The following is a 17,229-nucleotide window of genomic DNA, read 5'->3' on the forward strand; positions in this document are numbered from 1 at the left end:
CCGCCGCTGGGGCCCGCGATCGGGGGGCCCCCCCGCGGGGGGGCGCCCCCCCGCCCCCCCCCCCCCCACCACCGGTGCGGTCAGGGCTGACGGCCGGTCAGGTCACCGGTAGCCCGCCGCGACGATGTTCGCCTGGACGGCGTTCTCGACCGCGTCGGACGGGTAGCCCGCGACCATCGCGCCCTCGTAGAACGTGCCCGCGCTGGCGTTGGCTCCGCCGTCGGGCTTGCAGCAGTCACCGCCGCTGCCCAGCACGATGGCGCCCTGCTTCTTCATCGGGCTGTACCCGCTGGGAAGCGCGCCGTCCCACAGCGTGTACAGGCTGCCCGACTGGGCGTTGCTGCCCTTGATCGCGAATCGCGAGACGCCGTTGTTCTTCAGCGTCGCCGTGACGAACTTGCTGGTGAACGCCCGCTGGTTCGGGTTCCAGGTGCTGCTGCCGCCCGGGAACAGGCCCCATTCGAGATCGGCCTGCACCCAGGGTCCGGAGCCGGAGCAGCCGCCGAACCAGCAACTGGTGCCGAAGTAGATCGCGTCCATGGCGCCGGCCGCGTCGGCCTTGCGGGTGGTCTCGCTGTTGCCGTAGTCGAAGCAGCAGCCGCTGTTGACGTGGGTGCCGCTGGTGACCATGTACATGCCCTCGGGCGCGCTGCCGGTCGGGACACCGGTCAGGTGGCCGTCGCGCCAGTAGCTGTTGCCGGGGTTGATGTACAGCGAGTAGGCCTTGCTGCCGCCGACCGTCAGCGACTCGGTCGTCGCCACGGCCGGACGGCTCTGCGGTGACCCGGGGACCACGCTGGAGCCCTGATACCACAGGTCGTTACCGCGCCCGGACTGGTCGAACAGCACCGTGATGACGCAGGTGGTGTTGGCGCAGAACGAGTCCTGCGCCGCCGCGTTGGCGACACCGCCGGTGCTCAGCACGCCGATGTTGCGGGTGGTGCTGTCCGAGGCGCGCCTGACCTGGTACAGGTTGCCGCTGTAGGCCTGGTACAGGGCCCGGGTGGTGCTGTGCGCCGCGATGCAGGGCGTGCCGCCCGCACCGTAGATGTCGCACGGGCCGCCGCCCGGGGGAGGTGCCGAGGTCGTCGGGGTCGGGCTCGGGGTGCCCAGCACCGACTGCGCCCACTGCTGGTTGGCCCCGCCGTGGCAGGCCCAGAGCAGGATCTTCGTGCCGTTGGCGGTCGCCGCGGCGTTGGCGTCCAGGCACAGGCCCGACTGCACGCCGGTGATGGTGCCGTTGGTGTTGACGTTCCACTGCTGGTTGTTCTGGCCGTTGCAGTCCCAGATGATGACCTGCGTGCCGTTGGCCGTGCCCCGCCCGGAGGCGTCGAGGCACTTGTTGCCGTAGACCATCAGCTGGCCCGACGTGGTGAGGGTCCAGGCCTGGCCGGCGGAGTTGTTGCAATCCCACAGCTGGGTCTGCAGGCCGTTGCCGGTGCTGGAGTTGGGCACCTCCAGACACCGGCCGGACGGGCCGCCGACGATCCGGGTGGGCGTGCCGACCGTCGCCGCCTGCGCGACTTCGGCCTGCACGGCGACGACCACGCCCGCGGACACCAGGGCCAGGGCCAGGGTGGCGGCCGCCGCCCACCGGGAGCGGCCTTTGCTCACATGAACCATCGGGTCACCTCACACAGCTCGGGTACGGATCGGGGCCGCATCAGGGCAGGGTCCACTTCTGGTTGTTGCCGCCGTTGCAGGTCCACAGCGCCACGACGGTGCCGTCGGCGGAGTTGTTGCCGGACACGTCCAGGCACTTGCCCGACTGCGGGTTGCGCAGCGACTGGTCCGAACTCTGGTAGGTCCAGTTCTGCGCCGCGCCACCCGTGCACGTCCACAACTGGATCTTCGTGCCGTTGGCGGTCCCGCCCCCGCTGACGTCCAGGCACTTGCCGAGCGCCCGCAGCGTCGAACCCGACACCGTCCACGTCTGCGGCGCACCGCCGTTGCACGTGTACAACTGGATCTGCGTGCCGTCGGCCGACGAACCGCCGCGCACGTCCAGGCACTTGCCCGCCAGGCCCTTGACGGGACCGGTGCCCGTGGAGGCGGTGCCCTTGACCAGGACGAACTCGTCCACGTCGAAGAGGAAGCCGCTCGATCCGGTGAAGGTCAGGTACACGTTCTGGGTGCTCGACGGGACGCCCGACAGGGTCGTGGTGACGTTCTGGAAGTTCGTCCAGCTGCCGGTGTTGGGCACGGTGACCGAGCCGAGCACCGTCCCGGTGGTCGAACCGGTCCGGACCTGGATCGTGCCGCCGGAGCCCGCGGACGCCACCCGGGCCCGGAACGAGGTGGTGCCGGTCAGGTCGAGGCTGTTGTACGCCGCCCAGTCGCCGGACTCGATGTTGCCCAGGACCTGGCCGCCGTTGGCGCCCGACTTGGACAGCGCCGAGACACCGCTCGCGGAGGAGAACGACTCGGCCTGGCGGGTGATGTCGCCGGTCGGCGTCGTACCGCCCAGGTCCTTGATCCGGATGTTGCGGAACGAGACGTCGTCGCCCGAGCCGTGGTTCTGGATGCCGATGTAGCCGGCCATCGAGCGGGCCGAGTTGGTGTTCGTGTAGTCGTTGATCTTCGAGCCGTTCAGGAAGACCTGCAACCGCTCCCCTTCGACGAGCAGCTCGAAGGTGTTCCACTCCCCCGGCGGGTTGAGCGCCGCGTCGCGGGCGGTGATGTCGGCGGACTGCAGGGCGTAGATCGCGCCGGTGGTCCGGTCGGCGGAGTCGGTGGCGTCGATCTGGACCTCGTAGCCGTTGTCCAGCGCGCCCTGCGCGGTGCTGCCGGCCGGGAACCCGATGACGACACCGGAGTTGTCGTCGCCCGGCACCCGCCAGTCGAGCTTGAGCGAGTAGTTGACGTACTCGCGGGTGGTGTAGGAGTACATGCCCATGCCACCCGAAGAGGTGAGCGTGGCGTCGGAGTTGCTGAAGCTGCCCGGCCCGGTCTGCGCCCAGCCGGTGGTCGAGCCGTTGTAGAGGGCGGTGTAGCCGGTCTCCGGGCGGCAGTCGGCCTTGGCGCGGCCGGCGGCGTAGCGGATGCCGCCGAGCAGGTGGCTGCGGAACGCCGTCTCGGAGTACGCCGACTGCGAGTGCCCGCCGCCGGTGTAGAAGGACCGGCCGCCGCTGTAGGTCTTGCACCAGGAGTGCGGATGGTCCGAGCCCATCGAGCCGCCGGAGTAGGAGGACTCGTCGACGGTGGCCAGCACCCGGGCGGTGGAGCGGGCATTGGTCTGGTAGTTGTACCACTCCTCGGTGCGGGTCCACGTCGGTGACAGGTGCGCGGTGGCCGGGTGCGCCCGGTTCTCGACCTTGATGTTGGCCTGCTGGATCGACGGGTGGGAGGCGAAGTACGCCCCGACGAGGTTGCCGTAGAACGACCAGCCGTACTCGGTGTCGGCGGCGGAGTGCACGCCGACGAAGCCGCCGCCGGAGCCGATGTAGGACTCGAACGCGGTCTGCTGGCTGGCGTTGAGCACGTCGCCGGTGGTGTTGAGGAAGACGACCGCCTCGTACTGGGCGAGGTTGCCGGTGGTGAAGGCGGAGGCGTCCTCGGTGGCGGTGACGGTGAAGTTGTTGGCCGAGCCGAGCGACTGGATCGCCGAGATGCCGGCGGCGATCGAGTCGTGCCGGAAGCCGGCGGTCTTCGAGAAGACGAGCACGTCATAGGCGGCGTCCGCGGCGACGGCCGGGGTGGCCGAGGCAGTGGTGGCGAGGACGGCGAGGACGGCGGTGGCCGCGCCGAGGGCGGGTCGCAGGAGTCTGCGCATGGTGGCTCTCCTTGGGAGGGAAGGTGAGGCAGGGCCCCGCACCGGCGTGGGAGCGCCGGTGCGGGGCCCCCGGATCAGGGCAGGGTCCACTTCTGGTTGTTGCCGCCGTTGCAGGTCCACAGGGCCACGACCGTGCCGTCGGCGGAGTTGTTGCCGGACACGTCCAGGCACTTGCCCGACTGCGGATTACGCAGCGTCTGGTCCGACGACTGGTAGGTCCAGTTCTGGGCGGCGCCGCCGGTGCACGTCCACAGCTGGATCTTCGTGCCGTTGGCGGTGCCGCCGCCGTTGACGTCGAGGCACTTGCCGAGCGCCCGCAGCGTCGAACCTGACACCGTCCACGTCTGCGCGGCAGCGCCGTTGCACGTGAGCAGCTGGATCTGCGTGCCGTCGGCCGTCGCGCCGTTGCGCACGTCTAGGCACTTGCCCGCCAGGCCCTTGATCGGGCCGGTTCCCGTGGAGGCCGTGCCGGTGGCCAGGGTGAACGAGTCGACGTCGTACAGGAACCCGGTGCCCGACCCGGCGAAGGTCAGGTACAGGGTGGTGGTGCCGCTCGGCGGGCTGGTGATCGAGCCGGTGACCGTGGCGAAGGTGTCCCACCCGCCGGTGACCGGCACGGTCGCCGAGCCGAGCACGGCGCCGGTGGCCGAGCCGGCCCGGATCTGCAGTGTGCCGCCGCTGCCCGCGGAGGAGACGCGGGCGCTGAAGCCCGTCACGTTGCTGATCCGGTACGGCTGGAACGCGATCCAGTCCCCGTTGTTGATGTCACCGACGGTCTTGCCGCCCTCGGCGGCGCTCTTGTCGAAGGTGGCGACCCCGGACGAGGTCTTGAAGTGCTCGGCCTGCCGCTTGCGCGGCTGCAGGGTGTGCTGGGTGTGCGTGGTCAGGCCGCCCGCGTCGGTGTACTCGGCGTCGAAGACCCCGAAGATGTTCGCGGCGTCGTCGTGCTCGCCGTCGACGGGGACCGCGATCGACCCGCTGCAGCCGCTCTGCGAGGTGATCTGGTGGCCGTGGCTGTCGTGGCCGAGCACGTAGGTCATCTTGACCTTGGTGCAGTCGATGGTGCCGTCCTCGGGATCGGACACCGTGATGCTGAACGGCACGGTCTCCCCGAAGCTGAACAGCTGCCCGTTGGCGGGGCTGTTGATGGTGACCGTCGGCGCGGTGTTGCCGACGCCGATCTGCACGCTCGCCGAGCCGGTCGCGCCCTGCGGGTCCCGGACCGTCAGCGTGGCGTTGTACGTGCCGTTGGCGCTGTAGGTCTTGGACGGGTTGGCGGACGTGGAGGTCGTGCCGTCGCCGAACGCCCAGGAGTACGTCAGCGTCCCGCCCTCGGGGTCCGACGATCCCGACGAGGAGAAGTTGACCGTCAGCGGGGCCGCGCCGGAGGTCCGGTCGGCGCTCGCCACGGCGGTCGGGGCCCGGTTGCCGCTGCCCACGTAGTCGTAGCGGTACAGCGCCGAGTTGGCGTCGCCGTTGTAGTAGCCGGTGCCGTAGTCCAGCACGTACAGTGCGCCGTCGGGCCCGAAGGCCATGTCCATGACCTGCTTGCCGTTCCACGGGAACGTCTCGATGTTGCCGCGGCTGCCGTCGGAGTTGACGTGGATCGGCTTGACCCAGCCCCGGCCGAACTCGCCGGCGAAGAACTGCCCGTCGAAACCCTGCGGGAACTTGGTGCTCGACGACGACGAGGCGTCGTAGCGGTAGACCGGGCCGCCCATCGGCGACTCCGAGCCGCTGCCGAACTCCGACGGACTGCCGGAGTCGCCGGCGTACCGGATCCAGGCCGTCTTGGCCGCCGGCAGGGTCGTCAGACCGGTGTTGCGGAACGAGTTGTTGGTCGGGCCGCCGCCGCAGTTGTACTTCGATCCGGCGCTGTTGCTCGCGAAGTCCCACTCGGCGTAGGTCTCGCTGGAGCTGTTGGTGCCGGTGCAGTACGGCCAGCCGTAGAAGCCCGGCCCGGTGACCCGGTTGAACTCGACCTGCCCGCTCGGGCCGCGGCTGGTGGTGCTGCCGGAGTCCGGGCCGTAGTCGCCGACGTAGACCACGCCGGTGGCCTTGTCGACGCTGATCCGGAACGGGTTGCGGAAACCCATCGCGTAGATCTCCGGCCGGGTCCGGCTGTCGGAGTCGACGAACATGTTGCCGTCGGGGATCGAGTACGACCCGTTCGCGTTCACCTTGATCCGCAGGATCTTGCCGCGCAGGTCGTTGGTGTTGGCCGCGGAGCGCTGAGCGTCATAGGCGGGGTTGCGGTTGGTGCGCTCGTCGAGCGGGGCGAACCCGGCGGACTCGAACGGGTTGGTGTCGTCACCGGTGGACAGGTACAGGTTGCCCGCCGCGTCGAAGTCGATGTCGCCGCCGGTGTGGCAGCAGATGCCCCGGTCCGCGGCGACGTCCAGGATGTCGACCTTGCTGGACTGGTTGACGGTGAAGTCGGAGTTCAGCGTGAACCGGGACAGCCGGTTGACGCCCTGCCACGCCGACCAGTTGCTGCCGGTGCTGGGCGCGTCGCCGCTCGGGGTCGACAGCGGCGGGGCGTAGTAGAGGTAGATGAACCGGTTGCTGGCGAAGTTGGGGTCGACCCCGACGCCCTGCAGGCCTTCCTCGTCGTGACTGTAGACCGAGATGGTGCCGACCACGGCCGTGTTGCCGGACGCGTCGGTGCGGCGCAGGGTGCCGTTGCGGGCGGTGTGCAGGACCGAGCGGTCGGGCAGCACGGCGAGCGTCATCGGCTCGCCCATCTCGGACACTCCCTTGGCGAGGGTGACCTGCTGGTAGTCGGTGCTGACAATGGTGTGCGCCTGCGCCGGCGCGGGGCCGCCGAGTTCCGCGGGGGCCGTGGCGAGGATGGCGGTGGCACCGGATGTGGCCAGCAGCAGCGTCAGCGCTGCGGGAAACCATCGTCTGGCGCGGTGCGGGGGGAGGCCGTCCCTGGTGGACATGTGGACCCTTCCTGACGAGTGAAGGCCAGGGCGGGCACGAGCCGCCGTGGCGGAGATGCTCCTGCCGGCCCGCCGCGCCCGACAGGTGGCGACCCATGACGGCGGAATGGAGCCGTCACGGATCGCCGGTCGATGGGTCCCGCGCCGCCGGTACACCCTCGACGAAACAAGTTGCCGAACCTGCTGATCTCGCTGTCACATGCTGGTGACAGCCAGGTCATATGACGTGTTATCAGGAAGTCGGCTCGGTCGATGTTATCGGTCACATCATGCTTGTCAACCCACCCGCATGCATCGATCTTCTCCAGTTGATCGGCTCTGCCGTGGAGGGCCCACCTGACCTGCGCACACGCGAAACCTTTTCGTCACATCTTGACTCAAGCGCTGTTATCGTTCACATTCGATTGACCGCGGGATGGTCGGCACCTTCATCCGCAACGGCTGGCAGGGCACCGATCGCGCACCTCAGGCGACCGGGCCAGGTGTGCGGCGTGCTCAGACGTCATACAGCGCACTTCACGTTCCGCAGACAAGTCGACCTCCGGCGCAGTCCTCCCCCGCCGCGGCCTCGCACACACGGCGGCCGGGCGTCGCTGAGCACGTTTCCGGACAGGACGTCGCCCGGGGTCGGCGACTTCCGAAGGAGACCTCGTGACACACCCACGGACCCGGCACGGCCTGCGACGGCTCGCCGCCGCCGGCGTCGGCGTGCTGCTCGCGCTCACGCTCGTGCCGGCCGGCGCCGACGCGGACAACCCGATCGTCCAGACGATCTACACCGCCGATCCCGCCCCGCTGGTCCACAACGGCCGGGTGTACCTGTACACCGGCCACGACGAGGACGGGTCCACCTACTTCACGATGAAGGAGTGGCGGGTCTACTCGTCGGCGGACATGGTGAACTGGACCGACCACGGCGTGCCGATGAACCTGTCCACCTTCAGCTGGGCCAGCGCCGACGCCTGGGCCGGGCACGTCGCCTACCGCAACGGCAAGTTCTACTGGTACGTCCCGGTGAAGAACCGGGCGACCGGCGGCATGGCCATCGGCGTGGGCGTGTCCAGCAGCCCCACCGGCCCCTTCACCGACGCCCTCGGACGGCCGCTGGTGGAGAACGGCGAGATCGACCCCAACGTGCTCATCGACGACGACGGCCAGGCCTACCTGTACTGGGGCAACCCGCGCCTGTGGTACGTCCGGCTGAACACCGACATGATCTCGTACTCGGGCAGCCCGACCCAGATCCCGCTGACCACCAGCGGCTACGGCACCCGTAACGGCAACGCCAACCGCCCGACGCTGTACGAGGAAGGCCCCTGGGTCTACAAGCGCAACGGCCTGTACTACAACGTGTTCGCGGCCGAATGCTGCTCGGAGTTCATCGGCTACTCCACCGCGACGGGCCCGACCGGGCCGTGGACCTACCGCGGGACCGTCATGCCGCGCCAGGGCTCCAGCTTCACCAACCACGCCGGCGTCATCGACTTCAACGGCGGCTCGTACTTCTTCTACCACAACGGCGCGCTGCCCGGCGGTGGCGGCTACGCCCGGTCGGTGGCGGTCGAGAAGTTCACCTACAACAGCAACGGCACCATCCCGACGATCAACATGACGAGTTCGGGCGCACCGCAGATCGGCACCCTCAACCCGTACGTGCGCCAGGAGGCCGAGACCATCGCCTGGGAGAGTGGCGTCGAGACCGAGCCCGCCAGCGAGGGCACCCTCGACGTCGGCTGGATCGACAACGGCGACTACATCAAGGTCAAGGGCGTCGCCTTCGGCTCCGGCGCGACCTCCTTCACCGCCCGGGTCGCCTCCGCCGGGGCCGGTGGCAACATCGAGCTGCGGCTGGACAGCACCAGCGGCCCCGTCGTGGGAACGTGCGGGGTGTCCGGCACGGGCGGTTACCAGACCTGGGCGTCGGTCACCTGCGCGGTGTCCGGGGCGACCGGCACCCGTGACCTGTACCTGCGGTTCACCGGCAGCGGCGGCGGCCTGTTCAACGTGAACTGGTGGCAGTTCGGCGGCGGCTCCTCCAGCGGCAACCAGCTGGCCAACGCCGACATGGAGTCGGGCACGACCGGGTGGGCTGTGTTCGGCAGCGGCACCCTCGCGTCGAACACGTCGGTGGTGCACGGCGGCAGCCGGTCGCTGCTGCTCACCGGCCGCACCGCGTCGTGGAACGGCATCCGCCAGGACGTCACCGGCAAGCTCGTCAACGGCAAGAGCTACACCACCAGCGTCTGGGTACGCACCCAGAGCGGCACCCCGTCGGCGAAGGTCACCCTCGCCGTGACCGCCAACGGCTCGACGAGTTACGTGCAGCTCACCCCGGCCGCGACGGTCAACTCCGGCGGCTGGACCCAGCTGACCGGCACTGCCACCGTCTCCTGGACCGGAACCCTGACGGGCGCGAGCCTCTACGTCGAGACGGCCGCGGGCACCGACGGCTACTACCTCGACGACGCCTCCTTCCAGTGACCGTCCTGCCCTGACGGTCACCGAACCGGCCAGTGGCGGTCCACCGGCCGGTTCGGACGAGACGGCGCGCCGCGGGCACCGGAAAGACGCCCGCGGCTCGCGCTGTCGCGCATCCCCACTCCACACGCTCCGGCTCCCATCGACCTCAATATTGCTATGACGTCATACATGTGATGTGATGCACGCCATCGGTTACGCCAGCGTTTCCCGCTGATGACGGCTCACCGCTGCCTGCTGCGCCCCCGCCAGCGGCTCAACTCGTGGAAGGACGCCACTGTGGCTTCTGCACTCCGCCACGCCCGACGACAGACGAAACACCGATCCCGACTGACAGCCCTCTGCGCCGCACTACTCCTCGCCACGTCGACGCTGGCCGCCACTCCCGCGACCGCCGCGGTCATGACGACCCTCTACGTGTCCCCCACCGGATCCGGCACGGCGTGCTCCACGGCGCAACCGTGCTCGCTGACCCAGGCCCAGTCGTCGGTGCGCGGCCTCGCGCCGACGATGAGCGGGGACATCGTGGTCCAGCTCGCCGGCGGCACCTACGCCCTGTCCGCACCGCTGACGTTCACGTCCGCCGACTCGGGCGCCAACGGCTACACCGTGTTCTGGCAGGCCGCGACAGGCGCCCAGCCGGTCATCTCCGGCGGACAGCGGGTCACGGGCTGGACGCAGGTGGACGCCACGCAGAACATCTGGCGCGCCGCCGCGAGCGCCGGTTTCGACACCCGCCAGCTCTACGTCAACGGCCGCATCGCGACCCGGGCCCGCACACAGGTCAACCGCGGCGACTTCACCATGACGACCAGTGGTATGACGTTCACCAACAGCGCGCTGTCGTATCTGAACAACGTCGCCGCCGAAGACCGCATCGAGCTGGAGTCGGTGAACTCGTTCACCGACCGGTACGTGCCCGTGCAGTCCATCAGCAGCAACACGATCACCATGGAACAGCCCGCCTGGAACAACAACACCTTCGGCTACGACACGCTGAGCAGCCCGTTCCGGGCCGGGCCGATGTACCTGGTCAACGCACGTGAGTTCCTCGACGCCGCCGGCGAGTGGTATCTGGACACCTCCGCCGGCCAGCTCTACTACAAGCCGCTGAGCGGCGAGAACATGGCCACCGCCGACGTGCAGCTACCGCGGCTGGAGTCGCTGCTGCGGGTGGGCGGCACCTACGCGGCGCCGGCCCATCACCTGTCCTTCTCCGGCCTGCAGTTCTCGTACACCAGCTGGCTGCAGCCCAACAGCAGCCAGGGCTACGCCGACCAGCAGACCGGCGCGTACATCTACGGCACCTGGTCCCGGCCGTCGAACTGGCTGAGTTCGTGCCAGTCGGGCTGCCCGCAGTTCGAGGCGACCCGGCCCCACTGGCGTCAGATGCCCGCGGCGGTGCAGGTGTCGGCCGCCAACGCGATCAGGTTCACCGGCAACCGGTTCACCAGCCTCGGCCAGGTCGGGCTCGGCATCGGCAACGACGCCAACGCCCACGCCACCGGCGTCGGCCTCGGCGCGGCCGACATCGACGTGATCGGCAACACCTTCGAGCAGATCGCGGCCGGCGCCGTCATCGCCGGCGGCGTGCAGGCCGACGCGCACCACCCCAGCGACTCCCGGATGGTCAACCGCGACATCGTCTACGGCAACAACTCCGTCCACGACGTGGCCATCGACTACCGCAGCCACGTCGGGCTGCTCATCACCTACGCCGCCGACTCGGCCATGACCAACAACGAGGTCTACAACCTGCCCTACACCGGCATCTCGATCGGCTACGGCTGGGGCGCCAACGACGCCGGCGGCGCGCAGGACTACATCGACCGCGGGCTCTACAACTACCAGCCCCGGTACACGACCGCGACGATCGCGGCGAACTACCGCGTGCAGGCCAACCACGTCCACGACGTCATGCGCCAGATGACCGACGGCGCGGCGTTCTACGCGCTGTCCGCGCTGCCGGGCTCGACGATCAGCCAGAACTGGTTTCGCAACACCAACGGCTGGCTCGGGCTGTACTTCGACGAGGGGGCGCGTTATCTGACGGCGTCGAACAACGTGTTCGACAACATCGGCCAGTGGGCCTACGGGCAGCACTGGGCCAACAACAACACCGGCAACCTGACCCTGACCAACAACTGGACCACCAGCACGAACACCAACATCACCAGCGGCTCGCGGGGCAACACCAACACCGGCACGGTGGTCGTCAGCGGCGGGAACTGGCCGACGGCGGCACGCGCGGTCATGGCGTCGGCGGGCGTGCAGACCGGCACCCAGCAGGGCGTCACCATCGTCGGCGGACAGTCGGGACGCTGCGTCGACGTGCCGAACGCCAGCTCTGCCAACGGCACCCAGGTGCAGTTGTGGGACTGCGCGGGCGGCACCGGCCAACGGTGGACCTACACCGCGGGCAAGCAGCTGACCGTCTACGGCAACAAGTGCCTGGACGCCACCGGCCAGGGCACCACCAACGGCACCCGCCTGGTCATCTGGGACTGCAACGGTCAGGCCAACCAGCAGTGGAACGTCAACTCCAACGGCACGATCACCGGCGTGCAGTCGAACCTGTGCGTGGACGCGAGCGGCAACGCCACCGGCAACGGGACCCTGCTGCACCTGTGGGGCTGCCACGGCGGCACGAACCAGCAGTGGACCCTGCGCAGCTGATCGGCGAGCGCACCGCATGACTCGGCCGGCGGGGTCCAGACGTGGACGTCTGGACCCCGCCGGCCGAGTTCCGGTGCGAGCGGATCAGCCCGCCGCCTGCCACAGGCCGGCCGGCACCGGCGTCCGCATTCCTGCCACGGCGGCATCGACGTGCTCGGCTGATCTCATGCCGGAGACGACCGCCGCCACAGCGGGGTGGCGCAGGGGGAACTGCAGCGCGGCGACGGGCAGCGCGGTCTCGTGCTCCCGGCACGTCTCGGCGAGCCGGCGAGCCTGCCAGAGCACCCGGTCCGACGCCGGCGCGTAGTTGAAGTTGCCGCCCTCGACGGGCCATGGCCTGGCAAGGATGCCCGAGTTGAAGGGCGCGGCCGCGACCACGGCGACTCCCCTGCGTTCGCACTCGTCGAGCAGCTGCTCACCCGTCCGGTCGAGCAGGGTGTACCGGCCGGCCAGCATGACGACGTCGAGGTCGGTCTCCAGGACCATGCGCAGCGGCGCCTGCCACTGGTTCATGCCGACGCCGACAGCGCGGATCACACCCTGCTCGCGTAGCGCGATCAGGGCGGGAATCGCCTGGCTGATCGCCTCGTCGACAGCGTCGTCGGGGTCGTGGACGTAGACGATGTCGATACGGTCGAGGCCCAGCCTGGTGAGGCTCTCCTCGATGCTGCGGGCGACGCCGTCGGCGGTGAAGTCCCATACGCGCACCAGGTCGTCGGGGACGTCGAAGCCGCCGGCCGCCAGATCCGAGCCGGTCGGCTCCGGATGCGGGCGAAGCAGCCGCCCGACCTTCGTGGACAGCACGTAGGCCTCGCGCGGGTGAGCGCGCAGCGCCGCGCCCAGCCGCCGCTCGGACAGTCCGAGCCCGTAGTGGGGTGCGGTGTCGAAATGGCGGATCCCCGCCTCCCACGCGACGTCCACGGCCCGTGCGGCGTCGAGGTCGGATCCGGCGTAGCCGAGGTTGCCGATCCCGGCCGCGCCGAACCCGAGCGTGGACACGTTCAGGCCGGTGCGGCCGAGCGGCCGGGTGGGCATCACGGCGGCGGGCGGGTTCACGGCGGCTCCTCTTGATTCAGGTCGAGATCGGCTGGTCAGGGTAATTGCCACACGAGGGGCAGCGGGCCGCGCTGGGACACCGTCATGTCCAGCATCGGGTGGATGACCTGGTGCCAGCGTTCGGTCAGCTCCAGTTTCGCCATCGCGGTCTCCATGCCGTCCCAGTCGTCGCACACCACGGTGTGGAACAGGTCGAGCCCGTCGCGCCAGATGTGCCACGAGTGGACCCCGCTGTCGCGCAGCGCCTGCTCGTGCTCGGGTGAGAGTTTGGCGTGGATGCGTTCATACTCGGCCTCCAGGCCGGGCCTGAGCCGCGTGTGCAGTGCGATCACCTGCATGGATGCTCCTTGCCGAGCGTCGTCGTTTCGGTCACCGGCCCAGCCAGCCGCCGTCGACGGGAACCAGCGTGCCGTGCACGTAGTCGGAGGCGGCCGAGGCGAGGAACACGGCCACCCCGGCGAGGTCGGCCGGGGTGCCCCACCGTCCGGCGGGGATGCGGTCGACGATGGCGGCGTTGCGTACGGGGTCGTCGCGCAGCGCCTGGTTGTTGTCGGTGGCGATGTAGCCGGGCACGATGGCGTTGACGTTGACGCCGTGCGCGGCCCACTCGTTGGCCAGCGCCTTGGTCAGCCCGGCCACGCCCGACTTGGCCGCCGTGTATCCGGGCACGGTGATCCCGCCCTGGAAGCTGAGCAGCGACGCCGTGAAGATGATCTTCCCGGCACGCCGGTCCAGCATCGCCCGCCCGACCTCCCGGGCCAGGACGAACTGGGCGGTGAGGTCGACGGCGAGCACGTGGTCCCAGTCGTCGTCGCTGTGCCGCGCGGCCGGTGCGCGGGCGATCGTGCCGGCGTTGTTGACCAGGATGTCGACCGGCCGCTCCCGGCCCGCGAGATCGGCGGCCAGCTCGGCGACCGCCTCGCGCCGGGCGAAGTCGACCGCGCGCACCTCGCAGCTGCGGCCGTGGGCAGCGACCCGGCGGGCGACCTCGCTGCCGTCCGGTTCGAGCTGGGCGCTGACGGCGATGATGTCGGCTCCGGCACCCGCGAGCGCGTCCGCGACGGCCAGGCCGATGCCGCGGCGGGCCCCGGTGACGACGGCGAGTTTGCCGGTGAGGTCGAACATGGCGGCGCTCACCGGGCGGACCCGCAGTCGAGCAGCACCTTCATGACACCGGCCCCGGATTCCAGGGCGGCGAACGCCTCGCCGACGCGTGCCAGCGGCTCCACGCGGGTGATCAGCTCCGCGGCCGGGATGTGGCCGTCGGCCACCAGCTCGACCGCGGTCGCCATGTCGGGCCGGCTGTAGAGCCGGGCGCCCAGCATGGTCAGTTCGCGCCAGAAGAAGCGGTGCAGGTCGACCTCGCGCGGTGCGGCATGGATCGCCACCATCACCAGGCGGCCGCGGGGGGCCAGGGCCTGCACGGCGGTGGCGACTCCGGCGGCCGCGCCGGAGACCTCGAAGCAGACGGCGGCTCCCTCGCCGCCGGTCCAGTCGCCGATCAGCGCGGTCGTGTCGGCGGTGGTGGGGTCCGCGGTCGTGAAGCCGAGCCGGTCGGCGACGGCCCGCCGCTGCGGGCTGGGCTCCAGGACCAGCACGTCGGCTCCGGTACGCCGGGCGACCACGGCGATGAGCAGACCCACCGGCCCGCCGCCGACCACGACGGCGTGCTCGTCGGCGGTCAGGCCGCTGCGGCGTACGTCGTGCACGGCCACGGCGGTCGGTTCGGCGAGCGCGCCGTGGGCCAGGTCGAGGGTGTCGGGCAGGCGTACCAGCGCCCCTGCGGGCACGTTCCAGCGCTGCTGCATGGACCCGGCGCTGTCGATGCCGATGAAGGTGAGCCGCGGGCAGACGTGCCCGTGCCCGGCGGCGCACGTCACGCACGTGCCGCACGGCAGGACGGGTAGGACGGTGACCGGCTCGCCCGGTGTCCAGCCGTCCACGCCATCACCGAGCCGGGCCACCGTTCCCGACATCTCGTGACCGAGCACCGCGGGCATGGCGACCCGCCGGTCCATGTCGCCGTGCAGGATGTGCAGGTCCGTGCCGCAGATCCCGGTGAATGCGACGTCGATCTGCACCTGCCCTGGACCCGGTGCGGTCTCGGGCACGTCGACGACGCTCAAGCGCCGGTCACCTTCGTATACGGCTCGGTGCATGGCTTCCCTTTCGGCTGAGGCGCTCGCCCTAGTCTGTCCGGATCGGATCAAGCTCAGATATGACATCATATGTTTCGCCGAATGACAACGGCTCACCGCGCACCGGCCGCCACCCGCTTCCACCGACCCTTGGAGCCGCATATGACCCACCCTCCCCGCGAGACGATCATCGACGCGCACCTGCACGTATGGGACCCATCCCGCGGCGTCTACCCCTGGCTCGGCCCCCACCTGGCCCCGATCAACCGCGCCATGGCACTGCCCGAGGTCACGCCCGCACTCGCCGACTACGGCATCGGGGCCGCCGTGCTGGTGCAGTCCGCCGACGACGACTTCGACACCGACCTCATGCTGGAGACCGCACGCTCCGACCGCCGGATCGTCGGCGTCGTCGGCTACGTGCCGCTGCATCAGCCGTCCGTCGCCGCCGACCGGCTGGCCCGCCTGCGCGACGATCCGCTGTTCGTCGGGGTGCGCAACCTGATCCACGAGCGCGAGGACCCGGCCTGGATCCTGCGCCCCGACGTCGACGCCGGGCTCGGCATGCTGGAAGAAGCCGGGGTGCCGTTCGACTTCGTCGCCGCGGGCCCCGCGGCGCTGGGCACCGCCGCCGAGGTCGCCCGCCGCCACCCCGGACTGCACCTGGTCCTGGACCACCTCGGCGCACCTCCGCTGCGGGCCGGACTGGACCACGCCGAGCAGTGGTCACACCACCTGGAGTTCCTCGCCGGCTGTCCCCGGGTGTACGCCAAGCTCTCCGGGCTGTACCTGGGCGACGACCCGGACGGCGAGGCGCTGCGCCGACTGGGCTCCCACCTGCGTACGGCGCTGCGGCTGTTCGGTTCCGAGCGGCTGATGTACGGCGGCGACTGGCCGATCTGCCTGCTCCACGAGTCCTACGGCCGAACCCTCGACCTGGTCCGGCAGGCCCTGTCGGATCTGGACCCCGCGGCATGGCGTGACGTGCTCGGCGGAACCGCCACTCGGGTCTACGGCATCGATCCCGGCCGGGTCAAGGCGACCGGCTCCTGACCGCCGGTGGCCCGGTGCCGCCATCACGGCACCGGGCCCGCTCGGCCGTGCGGACGGCAGGCCGCTTTCACACCGGGCGAGCCAGCTCGCCGACGTCCAGTTGGTACGTGCTGACAGCGGTCGCCGCGAAGACGTCCGGGTGCAGGCCGCCGAACGGCCAGGAGATCGCCCGCAGCGCCTCGGCATAGGTCGCCGCCAGCCGGCACATCGGCCAGTCCGAGCCGAACATCAGCCGCCGCACGCCGAAGACCTGCACCGCGTGCTCCACATAGGGCCGCAGGTCGTCCACCGACCACCGGTCCCAGTGCGCCAGCGTCACCAGGCCGCTGAGCTTGGCACGCACGTTGTCGCACGCGGCGACCGGCGCGATCTCCCACTGCCACTCGGTCAGGCCTTCGACGCCGCCGGTCACCCAGGGCGACCCGGCCTGCTGGAGCACGATCCGGGCGTGCGGCATCGCCTGGGCCAGCCGCGCCACGGAAGGCAGCTGCTCGGCCCGCACCGCCAGCTCGATCGCCAGGCCGCACTCGGCCACCGTCGCCAGACCCGCGCGCACGGCCGGTCGGTCGAGATAGTCCTCGGGCAATTCGTACACCCGCTCGTGCAGCGCGACGAGCCGGTGCCCGCCGGGTTCGGCCCGGTGTTTGCCGAGGATCTCACCGAGATCGGGGTCGGCCAGCGGGGCCCAGCCCACCACACCCACCACCCACGGCGTCCAGGCCGCGACCTCCAGGCACCGGGTGGTCTCGGCCGAGGTGACGCCCGCGGCCTCGACCAGCACGCAGGCGTCGACCTCCGACTCGTTGAGCTGCGCCTTCAGCTCGCCGACGCCGTGGTCGCGCCGGATGGGGGCGTATTCGGCGGCGGCGAGCCGGCGGTTGTCCGCCGACCACAGCTGCACATGCGCGTCGACGATCACCTGTGCCGCCCGCGGTCGCCCGTGGCGGGGCCGGCCGAATCCTGCTCCTGCACTTCGGTACTCCGTATCGTCGTGAAGAGCGGCGCTGGCCGGCCTTCAGTCCGGTCGGGTGGGACGCCGGCCCGCACGCGGCGGGGTGCGGGCCGGCGCCGTCTGGTGCTCGACGGGCTGAGACGGCACGATCCTTTGCGG

The 17,229-nt window shown here is 70.4% G+C and carries 11 protein-coding genes; 3 read left to right on the plus strand and 8 right to left on the minus strand.

All coding sequences use genetic code 11. The features are described 5' to 3' along the window. Positions 1-102: 102 nt before the first annotated feature. From AB0B66_RS12185 to AB0B66_RS12195, 3 genes are all read right to left on the minus strand, one after another. On the minus strand, positions 103-1,623 hold the full coding sequence (locus AB0B66_RS12185) for an arabinofuranosidase catalytic domain-containing protein (RefSeq protein ID WP_360527126.1): 1,521 nt from the start codon (positions 1,621-1,623) through the stop codon (positions 103-105). 40 nt (positions 1,624-1,663) lie between these two features. Then, entirely contained in the window at positions 1,664-3,772 is a 2,109-nt protein-coding gene (locus tag AB0B66_RS12190; protein WP_360527129.1) for a ThuA domain-containing protein, read from the minus strand. A gap of 74 nt (positions 3,773-3,846) precedes the next feature. Then, the gene (locus AB0B66_RS12195; RefSeq protein ID WP_360527132.1) at positions 3,847-6,717 is read right to left on the minus strand and encodes a PQQ-dependent sugar dehydrogenase; all 2,871 of its coding nucleotides are present in this window, start codon (positions 6,715-6,717) and stop codon (positions 3,847-3,849) included. A gap of 651 nt (positions 6,718-7,368) precedes the next feature. Between AB0B66_RS12195 and AB0B66_RS12200 the strand changes: the two genes are divergently transcribed. Together AB0B66_RS12200 and AB0B66_RS12205 are read left to right on the plus strand one after the other, a co-directional pair. After that, positions 7,369-9,198, plus strand: coding sequence for a family 43 glycosylhydrolase (locus AB0B66_RS12200; protein WP_360527135.1), 1,830 nt, complete (start codon positions 7,369-7,371; stop codon positions 9,196-9,198). Positions 9,199-9,474: 276 nt separating this feature from the next. After that, complete coding sequence (locus AB0B66_RS12205) at positions 9,475-11,871, plus strand: RICIN domain-containing protein (protein WP_360527138.1); 2,397 nt, start codon at positions 9,475-9,477, stop codon at positions 11,869-11,871. An 84-nt stretch (positions 11,872-11,955) separates the two neighbouring features. On the opposite strand, the gene AB0B66_RS12210 is transcribed toward AB0B66_RS12205, so the two are convergent. Genes AB0B66_RS12210 through AB0B66_RS12225 form a run of 4 tightly spaced genes read right to left on the minus strand, consistent with a single transcriptional unit; the run spans position 11,956 to position 15,053 of the window. Beyond that, a complete protein-coding gene (locus tag AB0B66_RS12210) occupies positions 11,956-12,927 on the minus strand; it encodes an aldo/keto reductase (protein WP_360527140.1) in 972 nt (323 codons plus the stop codon). Positions 12,928-12,962: 35 nt separating this feature from the next. Continuing rightward, entirely contained in the window at positions 12,963-13,265 is a 303-nt protein-coding gene (locus AB0B66_RS12215) for an L-rhamnose mutarotase (RefSeq protein WP_360527143.1), read from the minus strand. Positions 13,266-13,296: 31 nt separating this feature from the next. Continuing rightward, positions 13,297-14,064: an SDR family oxidoreductase gene (locus AB0B66_RS12220; RefSeq protein WP_360527146.1), complete on the minus strand. Its 768-nt coding sequence runs from the start codon at positions 14,062-14,064 to the stop codon at positions 13,297-13,299. Then, positions 14,061-15,053 (minus strand): alcohol dehydrogenase catalytic domain-containing protein, encoded by a 993-nt coding sequence (locus AB0B66_RS12225; RefSeq protein WP_360527149.1) that lies wholly within the window; start codon positions 15,051-15,053, stop codon positions 14,061-14,063. Before AB0B66_RS12225 ends, AB0B66_RS12220 begins: the two co-directional genes overlap by 4 nt. A gap of 174 nt (positions 15,054-15,227) precedes the next feature. On the opposite strand from AB0B66_RS12225, the gene AB0B66_RS12230 reads away from it, so the two are divergent. Then, the gene (locus AB0B66_RS12230; protein WP_360527152.1) at positions 15,228-16,118 is read left to right on the plus strand and encodes an amidohydrolase family protein; all 891 of its coding nucleotides are present in this window, start codon (positions 15,228-15,230) and stop codon (positions 16,116-16,118) included. A gap of 67 nt (positions 16,119-16,185) precedes the next feature. Here the strand turns inward: AB0B66_RS12230 and AB0B66_RS12235 are convergent, their stop codons facing one another. Further along, a complete protein-coding gene (locus AB0B66_RS12235) occupies positions 16,186-17,037 on the minus strand; it encodes an amidohydrolase family protein (RefSeq protein ID WP_360527155.1) in 852 nt (283 codons plus the stop codon). Positions 17,038-17,229: the final 192 nt, after the last annotated feature.

This window comes from Catellatospora sp. NPDC049111 (assembly GCF_040648615.1).
Classification (GTDB): domain Bacteria; phylum Actinomycetota; class Actinomycetes; order Mycobacteriales; family Micromonosporaceae; genus Catellatospora; species Catellatospora aurea.